This window comes from Streptomyces sp. NPDC025651 (genome assembly GCF_055558735.1).
Genome location: NZ_JBVHLZ010000008.1, coordinates 344,007 through 363,314, shown reverse-complemented (window position 1 = coordinate 363,314; position 19,308 = coordinate 344,007). Strand labels below are relative to the sequence as shown.

General features: G+C 72.4%; 18 protein-coding genes. 8 read left to right on the top strand and 10 right to left on the bottom strand.

The window, feature by feature from the left end; all coding sequences use genetic code 11:
- The first annotated feature begins 7 nt into the window (after nt 1–7).
- The gene (locus ACZ4D5_RS28155) at nt 8–457 is read left to right on the top strand and encodes a 2-thiouracil desulfurase family protein (RefSeq protein ID WP_467775211.1); all 450 of its coding nucleotides are present in this window, start codon (nt 8–10) and stop codon (nt 455–457) included.
- Between the two features lie 28 nt (nt 458–485).
- On the opposite strand, the gene ACZ4D5_RS28150 is transcribed toward ACZ4D5_RS28155, so the two are convergent.
- Complete coding sequence (locus ACZ4D5_RS28150; protein ID WP_467775210.1) at nt 486–872, bottom strand: MmcQ/YjbR family DNA-binding protein; 387 nt, start codon at nt 870–872, stop codon at nt 486–488.
- A gap of 84 nt (nt 873–956) precedes the next feature.
- Here ACZ4D5_RS28150 and ACZ4D5_RS28145 point away from each other — a divergent pair, with 84 nt between their 5' ends.
- Nucleotides 957–2,150 (top strand): saccharopine dehydrogenase family protein, encoded by a 1,194-nt coding sequence (locus tag ACZ4D5_RS28145; RefSeq protein ID WP_467775209.1) that lies wholly within the window; start codon nt 957–959, stop codon nt 2,148–2,150.
- A 78-nt stretch (nt 2,151–2,228) separates the two neighbouring features.
- On the opposite strand, the gene ACZ4D5_RS28140 is transcribed toward ACZ4D5_RS28145, so the two are convergent.
- Together ACZ4D5_RS28140 and ACZ4D5_RS28135 are read right to left on the bottom strand one after the other, a co-directional pair.
- The gene (locus ACZ4D5_RS28140; protein ID WP_467775208.1) at nt 2,229–3,674 is read right to left on the bottom strand and encodes a glyceraldehyde-3-phosphate dehydrogenase; all 1,446 of its coding nucleotides are present in this window, start codon (nt 3,672–3,674) and stop codon (nt 2,229–2,231) included.
- A 58-nt stretch (nt 3,675–3,732) separates the two neighbouring features.
- Complete coding sequence (locus ACZ4D5_RS28135) at nt 3,733–4,458, bottom strand: endonuclease V (RefSeq protein WP_467775207.1); 726 nt, start codon at nt 4,456–4,458, stop codon at nt 3,733–3,735.
- A 282-nt stretch (nt 4,459–4,740) separates the two neighbouring features.
- On the opposite strand from ACZ4D5_RS28135, the gene ACZ4D5_RS28130 reads away from it, so the two are divergent.
- A complete protein-coding gene (locus ACZ4D5_RS28130; RefSeq protein ID WP_467775206.1) occupies nt 4,741–5,256 on the top strand; it encodes a hypothetical protein in 516 nt (171 codons plus the stop codon).
- 72 nt (nt 5,257–5,328) lie between these two features.
- On the top strand, nt 5,329–6,762 hold the full coding sequence (locus tag ACZ4D5_RS28125; protein ID WP_467775205.1) for a flotillin family protein: 1,434 nt from the start codon (nt 5,329–5,331) through the stop codon (nt 6,760–6,762).
- 30 nt (nt 6,763–6,792) lie between these two features.
- Here the strand turns inward: ACZ4D5_RS28125 and ACZ4D5_RS28120 are convergent, their stop codons facing one another.
- The 5 genes from ACZ4D5_RS28120 to ACZ4D5_RS28100 are packed head-to-tail and all read right to left on the bottom strand — an operon-like array spanning nt 6,793 to nt 10,831.
- Nucleotides 6,793–8,049: a PP2C family protein-serine/threonine phosphatase gene (locus ACZ4D5_RS28120; RefSeq protein WP_467775204.1), complete on the bottom strand. Its 1,257-nt coding sequence runs from the start codon at nt 8,047–8,049 to the stop codon at nt 6,793–6,795.
- Nucleotides 8,046–9,050, bottom strand: coding sequence for a SpoIIE family protein phosphatase (locus tag ACZ4D5_RS28115; RefSeq protein ID WP_467775203.1), 1,005 nt, complete (start codon nt 9,048–9,050; stop codon nt 8,046–8,048). The genes ACZ4D5_RS28120 and ACZ4D5_RS28115 overlap by 4 nt, the downstream gene beginning before the upstream one ends.
- A complete protein-coding gene (locus tag ACZ4D5_RS28110) occupies nt 9,047–9,565 on the bottom strand; it encodes an anti-sigma regulatory factor (protein WP_467775202.1) in 519 nt (172 codons plus the stop codon). The genes ACZ4D5_RS28115 and ACZ4D5_RS28110 overlap by 4 nt, the downstream gene beginning before the upstream one ends.
- Nucleotides 9,549–9,944 carry an STAS domain-containing protein gene (locus ACZ4D5_RS28105; RefSeq protein ID WP_467775201.1) on the bottom strand — a complete coding sequence of 132 codons (396 nt, stop codon included), beginning with the start codon at nt 9,942–9,944 and terminating at the stop codon, nt 9,549–9,551. The genes ACZ4D5_RS28110 and ACZ4D5_RS28105 overlap by 17 nt, the downstream gene beginning before the upstream one ends.
- Nucleotides 9,945–9,952: 8 nt before the next feature.
- The gene (locus tag ACZ4D5_RS28100; protein ID WP_467775200.1) at nt 9,953–10,831 is read right to left on the bottom strand and encodes an STAS domain-containing protein; all 879 of its coding nucleotides are present in this window, start codon (nt 10,829–10,831) and stop codon (nt 9,953–9,955) included.
- A gap of 438 nt (nt 10,832–11,269) precedes the next feature.
- Here ACZ4D5_RS28100 and ACZ4D5_RS28095 point away from each other — a divergent pair, with 438 nt between their 5' ends.
- Nucleotides 11,270–12,781, top strand: coding sequence for an MFS transporter (locus tag ACZ4D5_RS28095; RefSeq protein WP_467775199.1), 1,512 nt, complete (start codon nt 11,270–11,272; stop codon nt 12,779–12,781).
- Between the two features lie 243 nt (nt 12,782–13,024).
- Here the strand turns inward: ACZ4D5_RS28095 and ACZ4D5_RS28090 are convergent, their stop codons facing one another.
- Both ACZ4D5_RS28090 and ACZ4D5_RS28085 read right to left on the bottom strand, forming a co-directional pair.
- Entirely contained in the window at nt 13,025–14,167 is a 1,143-nt protein-coding gene (locus ACZ4D5_RS28090) for an MFS transporter (RefSeq protein WP_467775198.1), read from the bottom strand.
- Between the two features lie 248 nt (nt 14,168–14,415).
- Nucleotides 14,416–15,009 carry a malonic semialdehyde reductase gene (locus ACZ4D5_RS28085; protein WP_467775197.1) on the bottom strand — a complete coding sequence of 198 codons (594 nt, stop codon included), beginning with the start codon at nt 15,007–15,009 and terminating at the stop codon, nt 14,416–14,418.
- A 144-nt stretch (nt 15,010–15,153) separates the two neighbouring features.
- On the opposite strand from ACZ4D5_RS28085, the gene ACZ4D5_RS28080 reads away from it, so the two are divergent.
- From ACZ4D5_RS28080 to ACZ4D5_RS28070, 3 genes are all read left to right on the top strand, one after another.
- Entirely contained in the window at nt 15,154–15,660 is a 507-nt protein-coding gene (locus ACZ4D5_RS28080) for a MarR family winged helix-turn-helix transcriptional regulator (protein ID WP_467775196.1), read from the top strand.
- 373 nt (nt 15,661–16,033) lie between these two features.
- Entirely contained in the window at nt 16,034–17,857 is a 1,824-nt protein-coding gene (locus ACZ4D5_RS28075; RefSeq protein ID WP_467775195.1) for an AMP-dependent synthetase/ligase, read from the top strand.
- A 182-nt stretch (nt 17,858–18,039) separates the two neighbouring features.
- Nucleotides 18,040–19,302, top strand: a complete 1,263-nt coding sequence (locus ACZ4D5_RS28070) for an ABC transporter substrate-binding protein (protein ID WP_467775194.1) — start codon at nt 18,040–18,042, stop codon at nt 19,300–19,302.
- Nucleotides 19,303–19,308: the final 6 nt, after the last annotated feature.

The window sequence follows — 19,308 nt, the reverse complement described above, 5'->3', positions numbered from 1 at the left end:
GGACGGCATGGATTCCGTACTGGTCAGCGCGTGTCTGCGGGGAGTTCCGTGCCGCTACGACGGCCGCGACAAGGCCTCGCCCGAGCTCGATGCGGCGGTGGCGGGCCGGGATGTCGTGTCGTTCTGCCCCGAGGCGGCGGGCGGCCTGCCGACGCCGCGCCGCCCCGCCGAGCTCGTCGGCGGCGACGGGCACGACGTCCTGGACGGCACCGCGCGGGTCGTCGAGGACACGGGGCGCGACGTGACGGCCGCGTTCGTGGACGGCGCACGACGCGCGCTGGCCGCCGCGCGGCACGGCGGCTGCGCCGAGGCGCTGCTGATGCCCCGCAGCCCCTCCTGCGGGCGCGGGGCGGTGTACGACGGGTCGTTCGCCGGGGAGCTGGTGGCCGGCGACGGGGTGACCGCGGCGCTCCTGGAGCGGAACGGGATCGCGGTGCGGACGGCGCCGGGGGTGTGATCCAGACGGTTCGCGCGCGCCGCGCGGATCAGCCCTGGCGGGCGTCCAGTTCCGCGACCAGCTTCTTCGTGGCGACGGTGCGGTAGCTCTCCTCGACCCAGTCGCAGAGCAGCTCGGCGGCGGGGGCGCCCTTCTCCTCCAGGGGGATGCGCACCCAGCCCGACCTGCCCAGGCCGTACCCGGCGGGTTCGGCGCCCGGCGCCGTCAGGGCGTGCGCGTGCGCCTCCTCGTCCTTGAGCTTGAGGGTGATGCCCAAGGGGTGGCTGCCGTCGTCCACGCCGAGGAAGACGAACACCTTCTTGTTGACCTTCGCGACCGACTCGCCCCAAGGGAAGTCCTCCACGGCGCCCGGCATGCCGAGCGCGAAGGCGCGCACGCCCTCCCACTTCGTGAGGGCGCTTTTCGGGACAGCCATGGGTACCTCCTGGTCGCGGTCCACTCCCCTCACGCTAGCCTCGGCCACCGACAACTGCGCGGGGGCGTACGGCTGAGAGGTGCCATGACGGGTGACAACAGGAACAGGGACCGCGCGTACGACATCGTGCTCTTCGGAGCGACGGGGTTCGTCGGCGTGCTCACCGCGGAGTACCTCGCCGCGCACGCGCCCGCGGGGCTGCGCTGGGCCGTGGCGGGGCGCGACACCGCGAAGCTGGAGGGGCTGCGCGAGCGCCTGGCCGCCATCGACCCGGCCTGTGCCGAACTCCCGCTGGTGCGGGCCGACGTGGCGGATCCCGCGTCGCTGCGGGACATGGCCGCGCGCGCGGGCGTGGTCGCCACGACCGTCGGGCCCTACCTGACGTACGGACAGGATCTGGTCGCGGCCTGCGCCGAGGCGGGCACGGACTATCTGGACCTCACGGGTGAGCCGGAGTTCGTCGACCTCATGTACGTGAAGCACGACGCCCGCGCGCGGGAGACCGGGGCCCGCATCGTGCACGCCTGCGGCTTCGACTCGGTCCCGCACGACCTGGGGGCGTACTTCACGGTGCAGCAGCTGCCGGAGGGCGTGCCGCTGCGGGTCGACGGCTATGTGCGGGCGTCCGCGCAGTTCTCCGGCGGCACCTTCGCCTCCGCGCTCAACCAGTTCGGGCGGGGGCCGCAGATGCTGGCCGCGGCGAGGGACCGGCGGCGCCACGAGCCCCGCGTGGTCGGCCGCAAGGCGTACGCGCCGCCGAGCGCGCCCCGGTACGCGGGCGAAGTCGGCGCGTGGGCGCTGCCGCTGCCGACGATCGACCCGCAGGTGGTGCAGCGTTCGGCGCGGGCCCTGGAGCGGTACGGCCCCGACTTCCGCTACCGCCACTACGCGGCCGTGCGTTCGCTGCCGGTCGCGCTGGGGGGCGCGCTCGCCGTCGGCGGCCTGGTCGCGGCGGCGCAACTGCCCGCCGCGCGGCGCTGGTTGTCCTCACGGGTCAGGCCCGGTGACGGACCGGGCCGGGAACGGCGCGCCAAGTCCACGTTCTCGGTGCGCTTCGTCGGCGAGGGCGGCGGGAAGCGGGTGTTCACCGAGGTCTCGGGCGGCGATCCCGGCTACGACGAGACGGCGAAGATGCTGGCCGAGGCGGCCATGTGCCTCGCGCTCGACCCGCTGCCGCCGGTCGCGGGGCAGTTGACCACTGCCGTGGCGATGGGCGACGCGCTGATCACACGGCTGCGGGCCGCGGGGCTCTCGTTCCGGGTCGCCGCGGTGCGCTGAGACACCGCGACGGGTGTCCCGCCCCGGGCAGGGCAGGACACCCGTCGAGCACGGCAGGACACCCGCCGGGCGGGCGAATCAGGCCACCGGCACGGGGTACGTCGGGTACTCCACCCCGGAGACGTGCTGGACGACCCGGATGACCTGGCACGAGTAGCCGAACTCGTTGTCGTACCAGAGGTAGAGGATCGCGTTGTCGCCGTCCACCTTGGTGGCGCCGGCGTCGACGATCGACGCGTGGCGCGAGCCCACGAAGTCCATCGAGACGGCGTCGGGGGCGGTGGTGAAGTCGATCTGGCGCTTGAGCGGCGAGGTCAGCGAGACGTTGCGCAGGTAGTCGAGGACCTCCTCGCGGGTGGCCTCGCGGCCCAGCGTCAGGCTGAGGATCGCGATCGAGACGTCCGGCACCGGTACCCGGATGGAGCTGCCGGTGATCGGCGCCTTCAGGTCGGGCAGCGCCTTGGCGACGGCCGAGGCGGCGCCGGTCTCGGTGATGACCATGTTCAGCGGCGCGGAGCGGCCACGACGGTCCGCCTTGTGGTAATTGTCCAGAAGGTTCTGGTCGTTGGTGAACGAGTGGATGGTCTCCACGTGACCGCGCAGCACGCCGTACTCGTCCGCCATCGCCTTCAGCGGCGGCACGATCGCGTTGGTGGTGCACGAGGCGCAGGACAGGATCTGCTCGTCCGGCTTGATCGTGTCGTGGTTGACGCCGTGCACGATGTTCGGGACGTCCCCCTTGCCCGGGGCGGTCAGGACGACCTTGTCGATGCCGGGGCGCAGGTGCTGCGAGAGGCCCTCGCGGTCGCGCCACTTGCCGGTGTTGTCGATGAGGATGGCGTCCTTGATGCCGTACGCCGTGTAGTCGACCTCGGAGGGGTCGTTGGCGTAGATCACCCTGATCGCATTGCCGTTGGCGACGATCGTGCTCGTCGCCTCGTCCACGGTGATGGTGCCCTGGAACTGGCCGTGGATCGAGTCGCGCCGCAGCAGCGAGGCGCGCTTGACGAGGTCGGCCTCGCCGCCGCCGCGCACGACGATGGCGCGCAGCCGCAGGCCGTTGCCGGAGCCGGCCTTCTCGATGAGGAGGCGGGCGACGAGGCGGCCGATGCGGCCGAAGCCGTAGAGGACGACGTCACGGCCGTCGCGGCACTCGATCTTGTTGGCGCCCGTGGCACCGGCGACCGCCTCGGCCGTGAAGGCCTCGACGCTCAGACCGCGGTCGTCGGTCTTGTACGTCGCGGCGAGCATGCCGATGTCGATCTGCGAGGGGCCGAGGTCGAGCGTGGTGAGGGCCTGCAGGAACGGCAGCGTCTCGCCGACCGAGAGCTCCTCACCGGCTATCTGCCGGGCGAATCGGTGGGTCTTCAGAATGCTGACCACCGACTTGTTCACCAAGGAGCGGCTGTGCAGCAGGACCGTGACGTCCCGCTCGCGGTGCAGCTTCCCGATGATCGGGATCATCGACTCCGCGGTCTCCTCGCGGTGCTTCCAATTGGTGAACGAGTCGTCATTGACAGTCACGTGCGTCTCTTTCGAGCTAGGCGGCGCTCATATGCTAACCCGGCCCCCTTTTGAACGTTCAACCCGGTGCCGTCACCGGCCGGCCGTCCCGCCCGGACTCCGTCGCCTCGCGCAGGGCCGCTCGGCACAGGGCGTCCGCGCGGCGCGTGGACTCCGGGAGGCGGTAGCGGGGCGTCAGGCGCAGGGTGTGCTCGCAGGCGCGGGGCAGACCGACGCGGTGACCCGCCGAGACGAAGACCGGCTTCACGCCCTCCCGGGTGCGCAGCGCCCGGCCCACCTCCTCCGCGCCGTCCAGCAGGGGCGAGGAGCTCCCCCGCGGCGCGCCCGGAGCCTCGTACGAGAAGGTGAAGGGGTTCTTGGCGACGCCGATCGTCGCGAGCCCCGTCAGGACGCCGAGGTGGCTCGCGAGGCCGAAGCGGCGCGGGTGGGCGATGCCGTAGCCGTCGCAGACGACCAGACCGGGGTCGGCGCCGAGGCGGGAGAGCGCGGCGAGGACCGTCGGGATCTCGCGGAACGCCAGCAGGCCGGGGACGTAGGGGAAGGTGACCGTGCCGACCGCCGTCGCCTGCTCGACCACGTCGAGCGTCGCGGCGTCGAGGACGACGACGGCCGCGGCGACGACGTCCCGCTCGTCGTCGTAGGCGACGTCCACGCCGGTCACGTGGCCCGTACCGGGGGCGGGGCCCGTGTCGTCGAGGACGACGCGGGTGCGCAGGTCGTCCTGGACGGCGCGCGCCGCCCGCTCGTCGGTGGGCCAGTCGGAGGGCAGTGAGTAGCTGATCATGGTGCGGGCCAGCCTAGGCACTGCCCGACGGGACACGAGGCCGGGCCGGCACAAGCGTCGTTCCGGCCGGGGCGCTCCACCACGGACCCGGACGTCCGCGAACTCCACACGCCGCGCCGCGAGCAGCCCTCGCGCGCGAGCGGCCCCGCCGCGCCGACCGGCATTAAAGACGCGTAAAGATTGCCGGAAGCAGGCAATGTGCCACATCGCCCCGACCTGTCACGATCGGCCCGTACCGGGGGTGGACAGCAGAGTGAACGGCATGACGGGGGAAGTGGTCCGATGACGGTGTTTCTGGGTCTCGGCATCGCGGGGATCGTGCTGCTGGCGCTCTCGCTCCTTCTCGACGGGGTCCTTGAGGGACTCTTCGGAGGCGTGAGCGCGCTGGACGGGCTCTTCGACGGCCTCCTCTCGCTGCCGGTCATCGCCGGGTTCGTGTCCATGCTCGGCTTCGGCGGAGCGCTCGTGCTCGGCACGACCGGGCTCGGCGCGGGCCCCGCCACCGTCGCGGGAGCCTGTGCCGGCACCGGAGCGGGGTGGGTCACCTGGCGGCTCACCCGCGCCCTCATGCGCGACCAGACCGCGGCCACCGCGCGCGCCGACGACCTCGTCGGCACCGCAGGTTCCGTGGTCACCGCGATCCCGGCCGACGGCTACGGCGAGGTACTGCTTCAACTCGCCGGGCAGCCCGTGAAGTTCGCGGCCCGCAGCTCCGTCGCCGTGGCGCGGGGCACCGAGATCTGGGTCGACGCGGCGCTGTCGCCGACCTCGGTGGCCGTGCGGCCCGTCGAGCGCTGACCGACCGCCCTCACACACCACGCAACGTAACTCACCGATCTGCCGTCCCCGGGTGGCAGGGGGGAATGCACCATGAGTCCAGTCCTGACCGCCGTCGTCGGAGTCGTCGTACTCCTCGTCCTGTTGGCGCTCGTCGTCATCACCCGCTACAAGGTCGCCGGGCCCAGCGAGGCCTTCATCGTGACCGGGCGGCGCGGCAAGAAGTCCACCGACCCGAACACGGGCCGGGTCATGACCGACAACAGCGGCCAGAAGGTCGTGGTCGGCGGGGGCGTCTTCGTCGTGCCGTTCGTCCAGCAGAAGTTCACGCTCGACCTGTCCTCGCGGCACATCCCCATCGCGGTGCGCGGCGCCGTCACGCTGCGCGGCGTGAAGTCGAACCTCGAAGGCGTCGCCATCGTGAAGGTCGGCGGCACCGAGGACTCGATACGGGCCGCGGCCCAGCGGTTCCTGGTGCAGCAGGACGGCATCGTCGGCTTCACCCAGGAGGTGCTCTCCGGCGCGCTGCGCTCCATCGTGGGGCGGATGTCGGTGGAGGACATCATCCGTGACCGTGCCGCGTTCGCCGGGCAGGTCGCCGAGGAGGCCGAGGCCAGCCTGTCCGGGCAGGGCCTCGTCCTCGACGCCTTCCAGATCCAGGACATCACCACCGAGGGCTCCTACCTGGAGGACCTCGGGCGCCCCGAGGCCGCCCGCGCCAAGCAGGAGGCGGACATCGCCGAGGCCGTGGCGCGCCGCGCCGCCGAGCAGGCGCGCCTGAAGGCCGAGGAGGAGATCGCGATCGCCCAGCGGACGTTCGCGCTCAAGCAGGCCGAGATCAAGGCCGAGACGGACGAGGCGTCGGCGCGCGCCGGGGCCGCGGGACCGCTCGCCGAGGCCGCCCGCCAGCAGGAGGTCCTCACCGAGCAGGAGAAGGTCGCCAAGCGCCAGGCGGCGCTCACCGACAGCGAGTTGGACACCCAGGTCCGCAAGCCCGCCGACGCCGCGCGCTACCAGGCCGAGCAGGAGGCGGAGGCCCGCAGGATCGGCATGGTCAAGCAGGCCGAGGCCGACGCGGAGCGGGCGCGCCTGACCGGTGAGGGCGAGAAGGCGCAGCGTGCCGCGCTCGCCGACGCCGTGCGCCTGGAGGGTGAGGCCGAGGCCGCCGCGATCGGCGCGAAGGGCGCCGCCGAGGCGGAGGCGATGCAGAAGAAGGCCGACGCGTTCGCGCGGTACGGCGACGCGGCCGTCCTGCAGATGCTCGTCGAGGTCCTGCCGAGCGTGGTCGCCAAGGCGTCGGAACCGCTCGGCGCGGTGGACAAGATGACGGTGATCTCGACGGACGGCGCGAGCCAGCTCTCCCGCACCGTCGCCGACAACGTCGCCCAGGGCCTCGAACTCATCGGCTCCACCACGGGAGTCGACCTCGCCGAGCTCCTCAAGGGCATCACCGGGGGCAAGGCGTCGGCCCCGGCAGCCGAGGCGACCCCGGCAGCCGTCAACGGCCGGATCGACGTGACCGACTAGCGCCCTGCGCGCGGCGGCGGGTCCGGCCCGTCACGCCCCGGTGCGCCGCACCGCGATCGCCAGGGTGTCGTCCTGGTGGAGCACGTCACGGAGCAGGTCCTCGGCCACCAGGCCGGGGATCTGCTCCGTCGTCCGCGCCCGGTGACGGCACACGGCGTCCTTGAGCCGCCGCTCGCCCTCCAAGGGGTCCCTGCGGCTCTCGGTGAGACCGTCGGTGTAGAGGAACAGCACGTCGTCGACGCCCAGGTGCGCGGTCAGCAGGCGTTCGCTGCCCGGCAGGGGGAAGCCGATGCCTCGCCCGCGCACCTCCAGATAGCTCGCGCCGCCGTCGGCACGGGCCACCAGCGCCGGCGGGTGGCTGCCGTTGGCCAGGGTCAGCTTCCCGTCGGCGGGGTCGAGGCGGGCAAGGAGCAGGGTGGCCATGACGCTCTGGTCGAAGGGCGCGAGGACGCCGTCGGTCCGCGCCACGATGCTCTCCAGCGGATGGCCTTCGAGGGCGAGGGTGCGGACCGCGTGGGTGACGGTGAGCGCGGTGCGGGTGCTGGTTATGCCGTGCCCGAGGGCGTCGACGACCGTGATGTGGACGGTGCCGTCCGGGAGCGTGAACCAGTCGTACAGATCGCCGCCGGTGGGCGCCTCGTCGCTGGCCGGGGCGTAGTGCACGGCGAGCTCCAGGCCGTCCACATGCAGGGGCCTGGGGCGCAGCGCGTCCTCCAGGGCACGCAGGGTGCGGCCGTGCGCGGTGCGCAACTGCTCGTCGCGCTCTTCGAGTTGTACGTAGAGGGCGAGGACACCCCTGTTCGTCTCGGCCAGTTCGTGCTTGAGCCTGCGGTGCTCGTCGGCCAGGGCGTCCGCGCGGGCCAGCGACGCGCGGAGCTCCTCCTCCAGCAGGGCGGTGTCGGCCTCGCCGTGCCGTGCCGCCGCTGGGATGGCCACGGGGCGGGCGGTGTGGCCGGGTGAACCGCCGGGCGGCAGCGGCAGGTTCCACACCACGGTGCCGTCCGGCTGGGTCCGCGCGCGCAGCGGCAGGCTGTCGGTCGCCACCGCGTGCCCCGCGCTCTGGTGCGGCAGCCGCAGCGCGAGCGTCAGCCGGTGGGCACCGTCCTCGTCGGTCTCGCGGCGGCTGAGCAGGGTGACGGGGCGGCCGCCGCCGAGGGCCGCCTCGGCCACTTCGCTCAGCGAAAGGACGAGGCGGGCGCGGTCGTCGGCGGGCAGCCGGTGTCCGAGGGCGATGCTTCGTACGGTGTGCCGCAGGGCCTTGAGCGTACGGAAGGTTTCGCGGGTCATCTCATTCCCAGGTGGGGGCCGAGGGTCAGGACGGTGGCGTCGTCGCGTCTGCGGCGGTGGCTGTGGGCCAGCGAGGCCGCGAGCAGCACCGGGGGCAGCGTGAGGCGAGCGGCGGTGGGGGCGTGCGTCCACCGGTGGTCGATCCCGTCGGTGTACAGGGCCACGGTGGTGTGCGCGCAGAGGTCGACGAACCGGCTCCTGGGCGCGGGCAGGGTGTATCCGACGATGCCGGCCTGCCCGGTGAACTGGTGGTGGATGCCCTCGGGGGACAGCACCGCGGCACGGACGTTGCCGACCCCGCAGTACTCGGCCCGTCCCGCGGTGATGCGCAGGGCCGCGACGGCTGCCCCGCGGGTGTGCCGCAGCGCCTTGTGCAGGACGGTGAGCACGTCCGCCAGCGGGGCCGCGGGGTGTGCGAGGAAGGTGCGTTCGGCGCGCTGCGCGGCCGTGGCGGCGTCGGGGCCGTGGCCGAGGCCGTCGATCACCAACGCGGTCCTGGCGCCGCCGTGTTCGGCGATCGCGTATCCGTCGCCGGTCGCGTCCTGGCCGTCGGCGGGCAGGCACAGTGCTCCCGGGGCCGCGGCGGTGCGCGGGGCGTCCGGGGCGGCGAGGCGGGCGTGGACCAGCGTGCCGAGCGCCGCGTCCGAGCGGATGGTGAACTCCGTGGCGATACGGCGTGCGGCGCCCAGGCCCGCGCCCATCGTCCGGGTGGTGCTGTACCCGTCCGTCAGGCTCAGGTCGATGTCGGGCATGCCGGGGCCGCTGTCGACGGCGACGATGTCCAGGCCTTCGCCGAGCGGTGACCGCTGGACGAACAGGGCGCCGTTGCGGGCGTGCTTGACGATGTTGCTGGCCAACTCGCTCGCGAGGACGGCAGCTTGGTGGGGCAGCGCGCCGGGCATCTCGCGGGCGAACGCCCTGGCCTGGTCGGCGGCGCTCTGCACGGCGCTGGGGTGGTCGATGGCGATGTGCGTCGTGCGGGCCGCCGCGGCGGTGTTCACCGCGGCCCGATCCAGCGCACGGCGGTGATGGTCGTGCCCCGCCCCGGGGTGGACCGCACCTGGAACTCGTCCATGAGGCGACGCGCGCCGCCGAGGCCGTGCCCGAGCCCCGCGCCCGTGGTGTATCCGTCCGTGAGGGCCTGGTCGATGTCGGCGATGCCGGGACCCTGGTCGCTCACCACCAGCTTCAGCCCCCGGCGGCCGCCCCGCCGGACGATCTCCAGGGTGAGGGCGCCCCCGCCGCCGTGCACATAGGCGTTGCGGGCCAGTTCGCTGGCGGCCGTGACGATGCGCGTCTGGTCCACCAGCCCGAAGCCGACTTTCAGGGTCGCTTCCCGTACCGCGTGCCGCACCGTGAGCAGGTCCTCCTCCGCACGGATGGCGTGCTCGGCACGGATGGCGTGCTCGGCACGGGCGCCGTCGCTCCCCGGGGAGCCCGCGACGGGGCCGCGGCGGGCGGACGCTTGGCCGATCCCGCCGTAGGACGCTTCTTCGAGGTCACCGTAGAGGGACAACGGGGCCCCCCTTTGGGGGTCGGGGAGCGGGCTGCCAGCCCAGCGCGATCATTCCCTGCTCCGCGTTGAGCGTGGTCTCCACACCGGACAGCTGCAGCCCCAGTTCCACCAGGGTGATCGCGACCGCCGGGCGCATGCCGGCCACTATGACCCGCGCGCCCAACAGCCGGGCCGTGGTCGTCAGTTCCATCAGCGTACGGGCCACGAACGAGTCGATGATCTCCAGCCGTGAGATGTCGATGAGGATCGCGCGCGCACGGTCGGCGACGATGCGCTCCGTCAGCTCCTCGGTGAACGCGATCGCCGCTTTGTCGTCGAGCTCGTTCAGCAGACCGGTGACCAGCACGTCACCGAGTCGCAGGATCGGTACGCCGCTCAAGCCGCCGCTCACCGCGCGTCCGCGAGGGAGGCCTGGACCGGGTGGTCCGTGAGCAGCGGGATGGCGGCGGCGAGGGCGTCCGCCAACGTCGCGCGCGTCAGGATGGCCGACAGGTCGATGCCGAGCTGCGCGATGATCTGGGCGATCGGCGGGCGGATGCCGCTGATCACGCAGTCGGCGCCCATCAGCCGTACGGCGTTGACCGTCTGCATCAGGTGGTGCGCCACGGCGGTGTCCACCGTGGGCACGCCGGTGATGTCGATGATGGCGACCTGCGCCTCGTCCCGCTCGATGGCCTCAAGGAGGTTCTCCATCACCACCTGCGTCCGGGTGGTGTCGAGCGTGCCGATCAGCGGGACGGCGAGCACCCGGTCCCACAGGCGCACCACCGGCGTGGAGACTTCCAGGAGTTGACGGCTCTGCCGCCGGATGATCTCCTCACGGCCCTCGACGTAGACCTCGAAGGACAGGGCGCCCGCGGTGTCGAGGAGGCGGTTGATGAACCGCGCGGCGTGGTAGAGCGCGGTGACGTCGCGCGTGTCCTGCTGCACCGCCTCCAACAGGGCTTCCTTCAGGGCCAGTACGGCCAGCGAGGTGGCCGTGGGTGTCGCGCCGGCCCGGGCGCGGCGCAGCGACAGGTCGGTGACGGCCTGGCGCAGGCCGGGGTGCGCGGCCACGACGTCCCGCACCGGGTGGTCGGTCTCGAGGCCGGCCAGCAGGGCCTCGACCAACGCGTCGGCCTCCTCGTTCAGTTCGGCCTCGGTGATGCCGGTCTCCAGGACCGCCTGCTCCGACTGGAGCTCGACCCACCGGTCGGCCACCTTCTCCCCTTGCTCGCGCAGAGCGGAGCTGACGCGCGACCGGGCCTCGGACTCACTGGTGTTCATTCCATCCACCTTAGCAATTGTTGTCGCACGGCAAATGTTATCCGAGGGAAAGGATCTCCGGCCGTCCTGAACTCACGGAGCGTCAATTACGCGGTACGGCAGAGTTGTTGCCGACGGCTCCGTCGTCGCTGCTTTTTCGACCGTCTGCATGTACCTGGATGCGCCGGGAGTAAACCCACGCGATCAGGCTGACTCCACCGCACTGGCGTTCGCAGGGCCCCGGTCGGGCTCGGCCCCCTCCACCGCGCGACGGAAGCCGCTCAACCCCTTGAGCAGGGCGGCGCGTTCGGCGGGGCGCATCGTCGACATGGCTTCGAGCAGCGCGGCCTCGCGACGGGCCCGCAGCTCGCCGAGGTACTTTTCTCCCCGGCTCGACAGGCGCAGTTCGAGCTCTCGGCGGCGTACATCCGCCGACGACGTGGGACGAGGAGAAAGAGGATGCGTACATGGGGGCCGCTCACCGCGGTGTCTCTGGGGACGTTCATGCTGCTGCTGGACGTGACGATCGTGGTCGTGGCGCTGCCCGACATGGCGCGGGCGCTGGACGCCTCGCTGAGTGATCTGCAGTGGGTCATCGACGGCTACGCGCTCGCGCTCGCCGCGCTGCTCCTGGGCGTCGGCGCCGCCGCCGACGTGCTCGGCAGGCGGCGGCTCAACGTCATCGGCACCGCGCTGTTCGCCGCGGCCTCACTGGGCTGCGGGCTCGCCTCGGACGCGGACGTCCTCGTCGCGGCCCGCGCCGTGCAGGGGCTGGGCGCCGCCGCGATGTTCGCCACGACGCTGCCGCTGCTCGGCGCCGCCTACCAGGGCCGCGACCGGTCGGTCGCGCTCGGCGTGTGGGGCGCGGTGAGCGGGGCGTCCGCCGCGCTCGGCCCGATCGTGGGCGGGCTGCTCACCGAGGGGCCCGGCTGGCGCTGGATCTTCTTCGTGAACCTGCCGGTGAGCGTGGCGTCGATCTGGCTGACGCTGCGCGTGGTGCCGGAGTCGAAGGGTCCCTCCGGGCGGCGGATCGACTGGGCGGGCACGGCGGCGTTCGCCTGCTTCGCGGGGGCGGGTACGTACGGCGTACTGCGCGGCGGCGCGGACGGCTGGGCGTCGGCGGTCACCGGCACGGCCTTCGCGGTCTCGGCGCTCGCGCTGCTCTGCTTCGTCCTGGTCGAACGGCGCGTCGCGCACCCGCTCCTGGACCTGCGGCTGCTGCGCAAGCCGGCCTTCACCGGGGTGCTGCTCGGCGCGATCGGCTACAACGCCGCGGCCTTCGGCGTCATCCCGTACCTCTCCATCTGGCTGCAGACCGTGCTCGGCATGAGCCCGGTGCGCGGCAGCCTGGTGCTGCTGCCGCTCGCCGCGACGTCCTTCGTGGTGGCGGCGGTCGGCGGTCGGCTGCTGCACGGGGTCGCGCCGCGCCTGGTCATCGGCGTGGGGCTGCTCCTGATCGGCGCGGGCGGGCTGTGCATGGCGGTGCTCGACGCCGGCTCGTCCTGGGTGGCGCTCACGCCGGGGCTCACGCTCGCGGGGATCGGCGCGGGACTCGTGGCGCCCGCCCTCGCGGGGGCCGCGCTGGCCGCGGTGCCGCCCGCGAACGCCGGGATGGCGGGCGGCGCGGTCAACACGTTCCGCCAACTCGGATACGCGGTCGGGGTCGCCCTGTTCGGCACGGTCCTCACCTCCCGCATGCAGGACTCCCTCGGCCACGACGCCGCGCACACCGCGGCGGGCGGCGACGCCTCGGCCCTGCACGGCACGGTCTCCGTGGACGCGGTGCGCTCGGCCTTCGCCTCGGGCCTGAACGGCGCGTCCCTGACGGCGGGCGTCACGGGCCTGGTCGCCGGGATCCTGGTCCTCGTACTGGTCCGCACGCCCCGCAAGGAACCGGAAACGACTGCGACGCCGGTCCGGCCGGCGGCAACTCCCGCCCGGCCGGAGCGTGTCGAGGAACGGGTACGGTGACCGAACCCACCACACACCACGGCCACCCGGCCCCTGCCCGTCGCACGCGCCACCACCCGGGCCCTGCCCCTCGCACGCGCCACCACCCACGGAAGAAACCCCGACACACCCGCGGCCACGGCCCCGGCGGCGGGAACTACCCCGTGCGCGGGGCGGCTTGAGGAGTGTGCGCGGTGATTCGGGGCGGCACGCGCCGGTCGCCGAAACGCCCCTGTCCCGATGCCGGGCCAGGGGCGAAACGTGTCAGCCGCCCAGCGTGATCGCGGCCGCGATGGCCGGGCCGAAGGCGCCGCCGAGCTGGTAGCAGAGGCTGAACAGGCCGATCGCGGTGGGGCGTTGCGCGGGCGGCGTGGCCGTGGTCGCGTACACCGCGAGCGTCGCCTGGCCCCCGCTGGCGGTCAGCACGGCCAGCGTCGCGGCCAGCAGGAGCAGCGGCGCCCAGGGGGCGAGCGCGGCGGTGAACGGGGCGAGCACGCCGACGGTGAGCAGGATCGCGAGGACCCGGGGCCGGGCCATGCGGGCCGAGGCCGCGGCCAGTGCCATGGCGAGCGCCGAGCCCACGAGGAGGGCGACCAGCTGGCCGGTGCCGATCGTGGACGCCGACCATCCCGTGCGCTCGCGCAGCAGCTGCGGAACGGTGAAGAGCAGGGTGAAGTACGAGGTGGCGAAGGCGCAGGCGAGCAGCGCGGAGAGCACGAACGCGCGGGTCCGCAGCAGCGACACCGGCACGAATCCGGTGGGGTGGGAGCGGATGTGCAGGGCCAGCAGCGCGGCCGCCACCAGGGACGCGGCCACCGCGGGGAGCGGGTGGCGCGGGATGAGCACCAGGGCCGTCGCGGTCAGGACGAGCAGGGCGGCGCCCCGGCCGTCGAAGGGGCTGCCGGGCCGCGGTGCGGACAGGTCGGCGCGGCGCATGACCGCGGGCACGGCGAGGAGGGAGACCGCGCCGACGGCCAGGGACACCCGCCAGGACGCGGTGCCCGCGATCGCCGAGCCGAGCAGCGGGCCGACCGCGCCCAGCGTTCCGAAGCCCGCGGTGATCACGCCCATCCGGCGGACCGAGCCCGCCAGGCTCATCGCCGCGGTGACCAGGCCCGCGCCGCCCGCGGCCTGGGCCGCCCGGCCCGCCATGGCCAGGGGCAGCCAGGGCGCGACGGCGAGGACCGCGGTGCCCGCCACGACGAGGGCGGCGCTCAGCTTGAGCGCGGTGCCGAGGCCCTTGCGGCGCAGCAGGCCCGCCATCAGCGGGGTGCCGACGGCCATCGCCCAGGCGAAGACGGTGACGAGCCAGGTCGCGGTGGCCGTGCGGACGCCGAGGGACTGGGCCATGTCGGGCAGGATCAGGACGGGCCCGTTGGCGCTCGCGGCGACCGGAGTGGCCAGCAACGCCAGCCATACGGCGGGGACTTGGCGCGGGTCGGCGCCGGTTCGGGCGTGGGCTCGGGCGTGGGCTCGGGCGTGGGCTCGGGTCCGGGCTTGAGCCCGGGGCAGGGTCCCGGCTTCGGTGCGGGCTTCGGTTCGGGCTTCGGTTCGGGCTTTGGTTCGCGTGAGCAGAGACATGGCAGGTGACTCCGGCAGATGGGGCGGTCGGCGGTGAGGGGCGGTGCGGACGCGAGGACGGCGGTGCGCGTGGATCAGACCGTGGTGACGACCTCGTCGTAGGAGAGCCGCGGCGAGCGCGGGTACCAGGCGTCCGGGCCCGGACGGCCGATGTTCACGACCATCAGCGGGGTGTGGTCGTCGTCGAGGAACTCCTTCTGCACGCCCGGGAAGTCGAACCCGGTCATCGGTCCCGCGGCGAGCCCCGCCGCGCGCACGCCGAGGATGAAGTACGCCGCCTGGAGCGTCGCGTTGAGCAGCGCGGACTCCTCACGGACCCCGCGATCGGCGAAGAGGAGGTCCTTGGCCTGCGGGAAGTGCGGGAGCAGCGACGGGAGTTCCTCGTGGAACTCGTTGTCGGCGGCGAGTATCGCAACCAGCGGGGCGGTCGCGGTCTTCGGCCGGTTGCCCTCGGCCATGAGGTCCACGAGCCGCCCCCGGGCCTCGGCGGACCGCACGAGGACCACCCGCAGCGGCGACTGGTTGTAGGCGGTGGGCGCGTACTTGACCAGGTCGTAGACCGCCTGGATCCGCTCCTCGGTGACCGGCTCCTCGGTGAACGTGTTGGCGGTGCGGGCCTCGCGGAAGAGGAGGTCCTGGGCGGCGGGGTGGAGGGACAGCTCGGACATCGGGCGCTCCTGTCGTTCAGACTCGGCAATCTCAATGGCGAGATAAAAGCATCCGGCTTTCTCAGAGTCAAGTATCTCGAATCTAAGAGATTTATGACTGGTAGAGTCCGCGTCGAGAGAGTCCGAATCGAGAGGAGTGCGGCGATGAGCGACGCCGTGGACGCGATCATCGGCCAGTGGGTCAAGGAACGCCCCGACGCGGCAGGGGACCTCTGGCCGGTGCAGCTCTTCGGGCGCATCCAGCGGCTCGCCCTGGTGGTCGACAAGTCGGTGAAGGAGATCGCGGCCCAACACGGCCTCGACGTCGGCGAGTTCGACGTCCTCACCACGCTCCAGCGCTCCGGGCCGCCCTACGCCCTCACCGCGGGGACCTTCCTCAAGGCGTCCATGGTGTCGTCGGGCACGATCACCAACCGCGTCGACAAGATGGAGGCCAAGGGCCTGGTGGAGCGGGTGCGCGACGGAGGCGACCGGCGCACCGTCAAGATCCGCCTCACCGAGCGCGGGCACGAGGTCACCCGGGCCGTCTTCTCCGACCACCTGGCGAACTACGCGCGACTGCTCGCCGACGTGGACCCCGAGCTGGTCGACAAGGCCGGCGACGGCCTGCGCCAGGTGCTCGAGGCGCTCGGCGACACGTCCATCACGTGAGGACCGCCGCCGGCGGACGCCCACCGCCGGGTGACGACCGGCACCGGGTGACGACCGGCACCGGGTGACGACCGGCACCGGGTGACGACCGGCACCGGGTGACGGTCGCCCGAAGTGACGCGCGCCCCTGGGGGGGCGCTCACCCGTGGGGATCCCTCACCCACCCTCTGTGTGCCGCGTACAGATTCGGTGGAGATTGCGCCACCGAAACTTACTCCAGCGTAAGTAAGTTGTCCGGCCCTTACCCTTGTGGCCGCATTTCACCGGCTGACCTGTGCCGATGGTCCGTGACCAGCGCACCGGAACCCTCTCCCGAAGCCGCGCGGCGTGGGGTACGGTCACGGCGCTGTGCGGAGCGCCACAAGGAGCATCATTGCGCGAGTTCACGAACCCTCCGATGGCGTCGGCGCCGCCGGTGGGCGGCCTTGCCGACGTCGTGTTCGACCATGCCCTTGAAGACCCCCTGCGCATCGCGTTCGGCCGCAAGACCGACGGGCGCTGGCACGATGTGACCTCGGCCGAGTTCCGCGACGAGGTGCTCGCCCTGGCCAAGGGCCTGATAGCCCAGGGCGTACGGTTCGGCGACCGCGTCGCCATCATGTCCCGCACCCGCTACGAGTGGACGCTCTTCGACTTCGCGCTGTGGAGCATCGGCGCCCAGGTGGTGCCGATCTATCCGACCTCGTCGGCCGAGCAGGTCTTCTGGATGCTGCACGACGCGCAGGTCTCCGCGGCGATGGTCGAGCACGAGGACCACGCGATGACGATCGGCTCGGTGATAGACCGCCTTCCGCAGCTGCGCAGGCTGTGGCAGCTGGACGCCGACGCGGTGGGCGAACTGAACGGCGCGGGCCACGACATCGACGACGAGGTGGTGCACCGCCACCGCCGCGCGGTCACGCCCGACTCGATCGCCACGATCATCTACACCTCCGGCACCACGGGCCGCCCCAAGGGCTGTCTGATCTCCCACGCGAACTTCATGTTCGAGGCGGACGTGATGGTGGGCCGCTGGGAGCCGGTCTTCCACTCCAAGCGCGGCGACGAGGCGACGACGCTGCTCTTCCTGCCGCTCGCGCACGTCTTCGGCCGCATGGTGCAGATCGCCGCGGTGCGCGGCCGGGTCAAGATGGGCCACCAGCCGAACCTCAACGCGGCGGCGCTGCTGCCCGATCTGGCGGCGTTCAGGCCCTCGTTCATCCTGGCCGTGCCGTACATCTTCGAGAAGGTCTTCAACGCGGCGCGGCGCAAGGCGGAGAAGGACGGCAAGGCGGGCCCGTTCGACAAGGCCGTGGAGTGCGCCGTGCGGTACGCGGACGCGATGGAGGCCAGGGCCTTCGGCGCGGGTCCGGGGCCCAGCGCGGGCCTTCGCATGCAGCACCAGCTCTTCGAGAAGCTCGTCTACTCCAAGGTCCGCGAGGCGATGGGCGGCCGGGTGCGGCACGCGATGTCCGGCGGCTCGGGGATGGACCGCCGGCTCGGCCTGTTCTTCGCGGGCGCGGGCGTGACGATCTACGAGGGGTACGGCCTGACCGAGTCGACGGCGGCCGCGGCCGCCAACCCGCCCGAGCGCACCCGCTACGGCACGGTCGGCCAGGCCATCCCCGGCACGACCGTGCACATCGCGGAGGACGGCGAGGTGTGGCTGCACGGCGACAACGTCTTCCAGGGCTACCTCAACGACCCCAAGTCCACCGACGCCACGCTGCACGACGGCTGGCTGGCCACCGGCGACCTGGGCTCGCTCGACGAGGACGGCTATCTGACGATCACCGGGCGCAAGAAGGAGATCCTGGTGACGTCCGGCGGCAAGAGCGTCTCGCCCGCCCAGCTGGAGGAGCGGGTGCGCGACCATCCACTGGTCGCGCAGTGCATCGTCGTCGGCAACGACCGCCCCTACATCGCGGCCCTCGTCACGCTGGACTCCGAGGCCGTGGAGCACTGGCTGACCATGCGCCGCAAGCCGCTGATGGAGCCGGGCGACCTGGTGCGCGACCCGGATCTGGAGACCGAGGTGCGGCGGGCGGTCGTGGCCGCCAACACCCTTGTCTCGCAGGCCGAATCGATTCGCACGTTCCGCATACTGGCGCACCAGTTCAGCGAGGAGCACGGCTTGCTCACGCCCTCCCTGAAGCTGAAGCGGAAGGCGATCGAGACGGCGTACGCCGCGGAGGTCGAGGCGCTGTACCGCAGCTGAGGCGCTCCGCGGGAGCGCGGTTCGCATCCGCGGGTGCGCCGTGGCCGGTCGCGCGGTTCCCCGCGCCCCTCCGGGGCCGCAGCATTTCTGACGGCCCATCAAATTTCGACACGCCAGTTATTGACGGTTCATCAGGTCGCACACAGAATCACCCTCACTTCGACGACGGAGGGGGCTCGACCGTGTCGCGATCGATCCGCACCATCACGGCCGCCGTGACGGCCCTGCTGCTCGCCACCGCCTGCAACTCGGCGTCCAGCGGCGGCGGTTCCAGTGCAGAGGGGAAGGACGGCGGCTCCGTACGCGGGGTGACCGACGACTCCATCAAGGTCGGCGGCATCGTCTCCATGACGACCGCGAGCGGCTACAGCAAGAAGGACACCGACCTCGGCGCGAAGGCCCGCTTCGACCGCGCCAACGCCGAGGGCGGCGTGCACGGGCGGACGATCGACTACCTGGGGGCGGAGGACGACGGCCAGGACCCCGGCAAGAACCTCGCCGCGGCCCGCAGACTCGTCCAGCAGGAGAAGGTGTTCGCGATCTCCCCGATGAGCTCGGTCACCTTCTCCGGCGCGGACTTCCTGCAGAAGCAGAAGGTGCCCACGTTCGGCTGGGGCACCATCCCGCCCTTCTGCGGACCCAGTTACATGTACGGATTCGGCGGCTGCATGGTGCCGATGCCCGGCGGCACCATCACGCAGAGCTGGCCCGAGGGCCTGAAGAAGGTCATGGGCGGCGCCAAGGGCAGGTCCGTGGCCATCCTCGCCAACGACAACGACGCGGGCACCTTCGCCATCCGCACCTACAAGCAGTCCTTCGCGTCCGCCGGGTACAAGGTGACGTACGCCAAGGCGACCGTGCCCGCCACCTCCGTGCCGAGCGACTGGTCGGCGTACACCAAGGAGATCCTGCGCTCCGACGGCGGCGAGGCGCCGGACGCGGTCGTCTCCGTGATGCAGACCCCGTACAACATCGGCCTGTTCACGGCGGTCAAGCGCGCCGGATTCAAGGGCCTCCTCACCGACCCCACCGACTACGACCCAGGTCTGCTCGCCAAGAGCGCGGCGAAGAAGGCCCTGGACGGCGTGCACGTCCTCCTGACCTTCCAGCCGTTCGAGCAGGACAGCGCGGACATGCGGCAGTTCAAGAAGGACATCAGGAAGGCGGCGGGCAAGGACGTACCGCTGAGCATGCACATGATGACCGGCTACATGTCGGCCGACCTCTTCCTCGCCGTCGCCGAGAAGGCGGGCAAGGACCTCACCGTCGACTCCTTCCAGGACGCGGCGGACGGCTACTCCGACACCGACACGATGGTCGGCGACCGCAGCCTGCCCAAGGGGCAGAAGGAGTCGTTCGGCTGCGGCGCCCTCGTCCAGCTCAAAGGCGGGAAGTACGCGGTGTCGTCCCCCTTCACGTGCTACGAACCCATCCCCTTCACATAGGGGCGG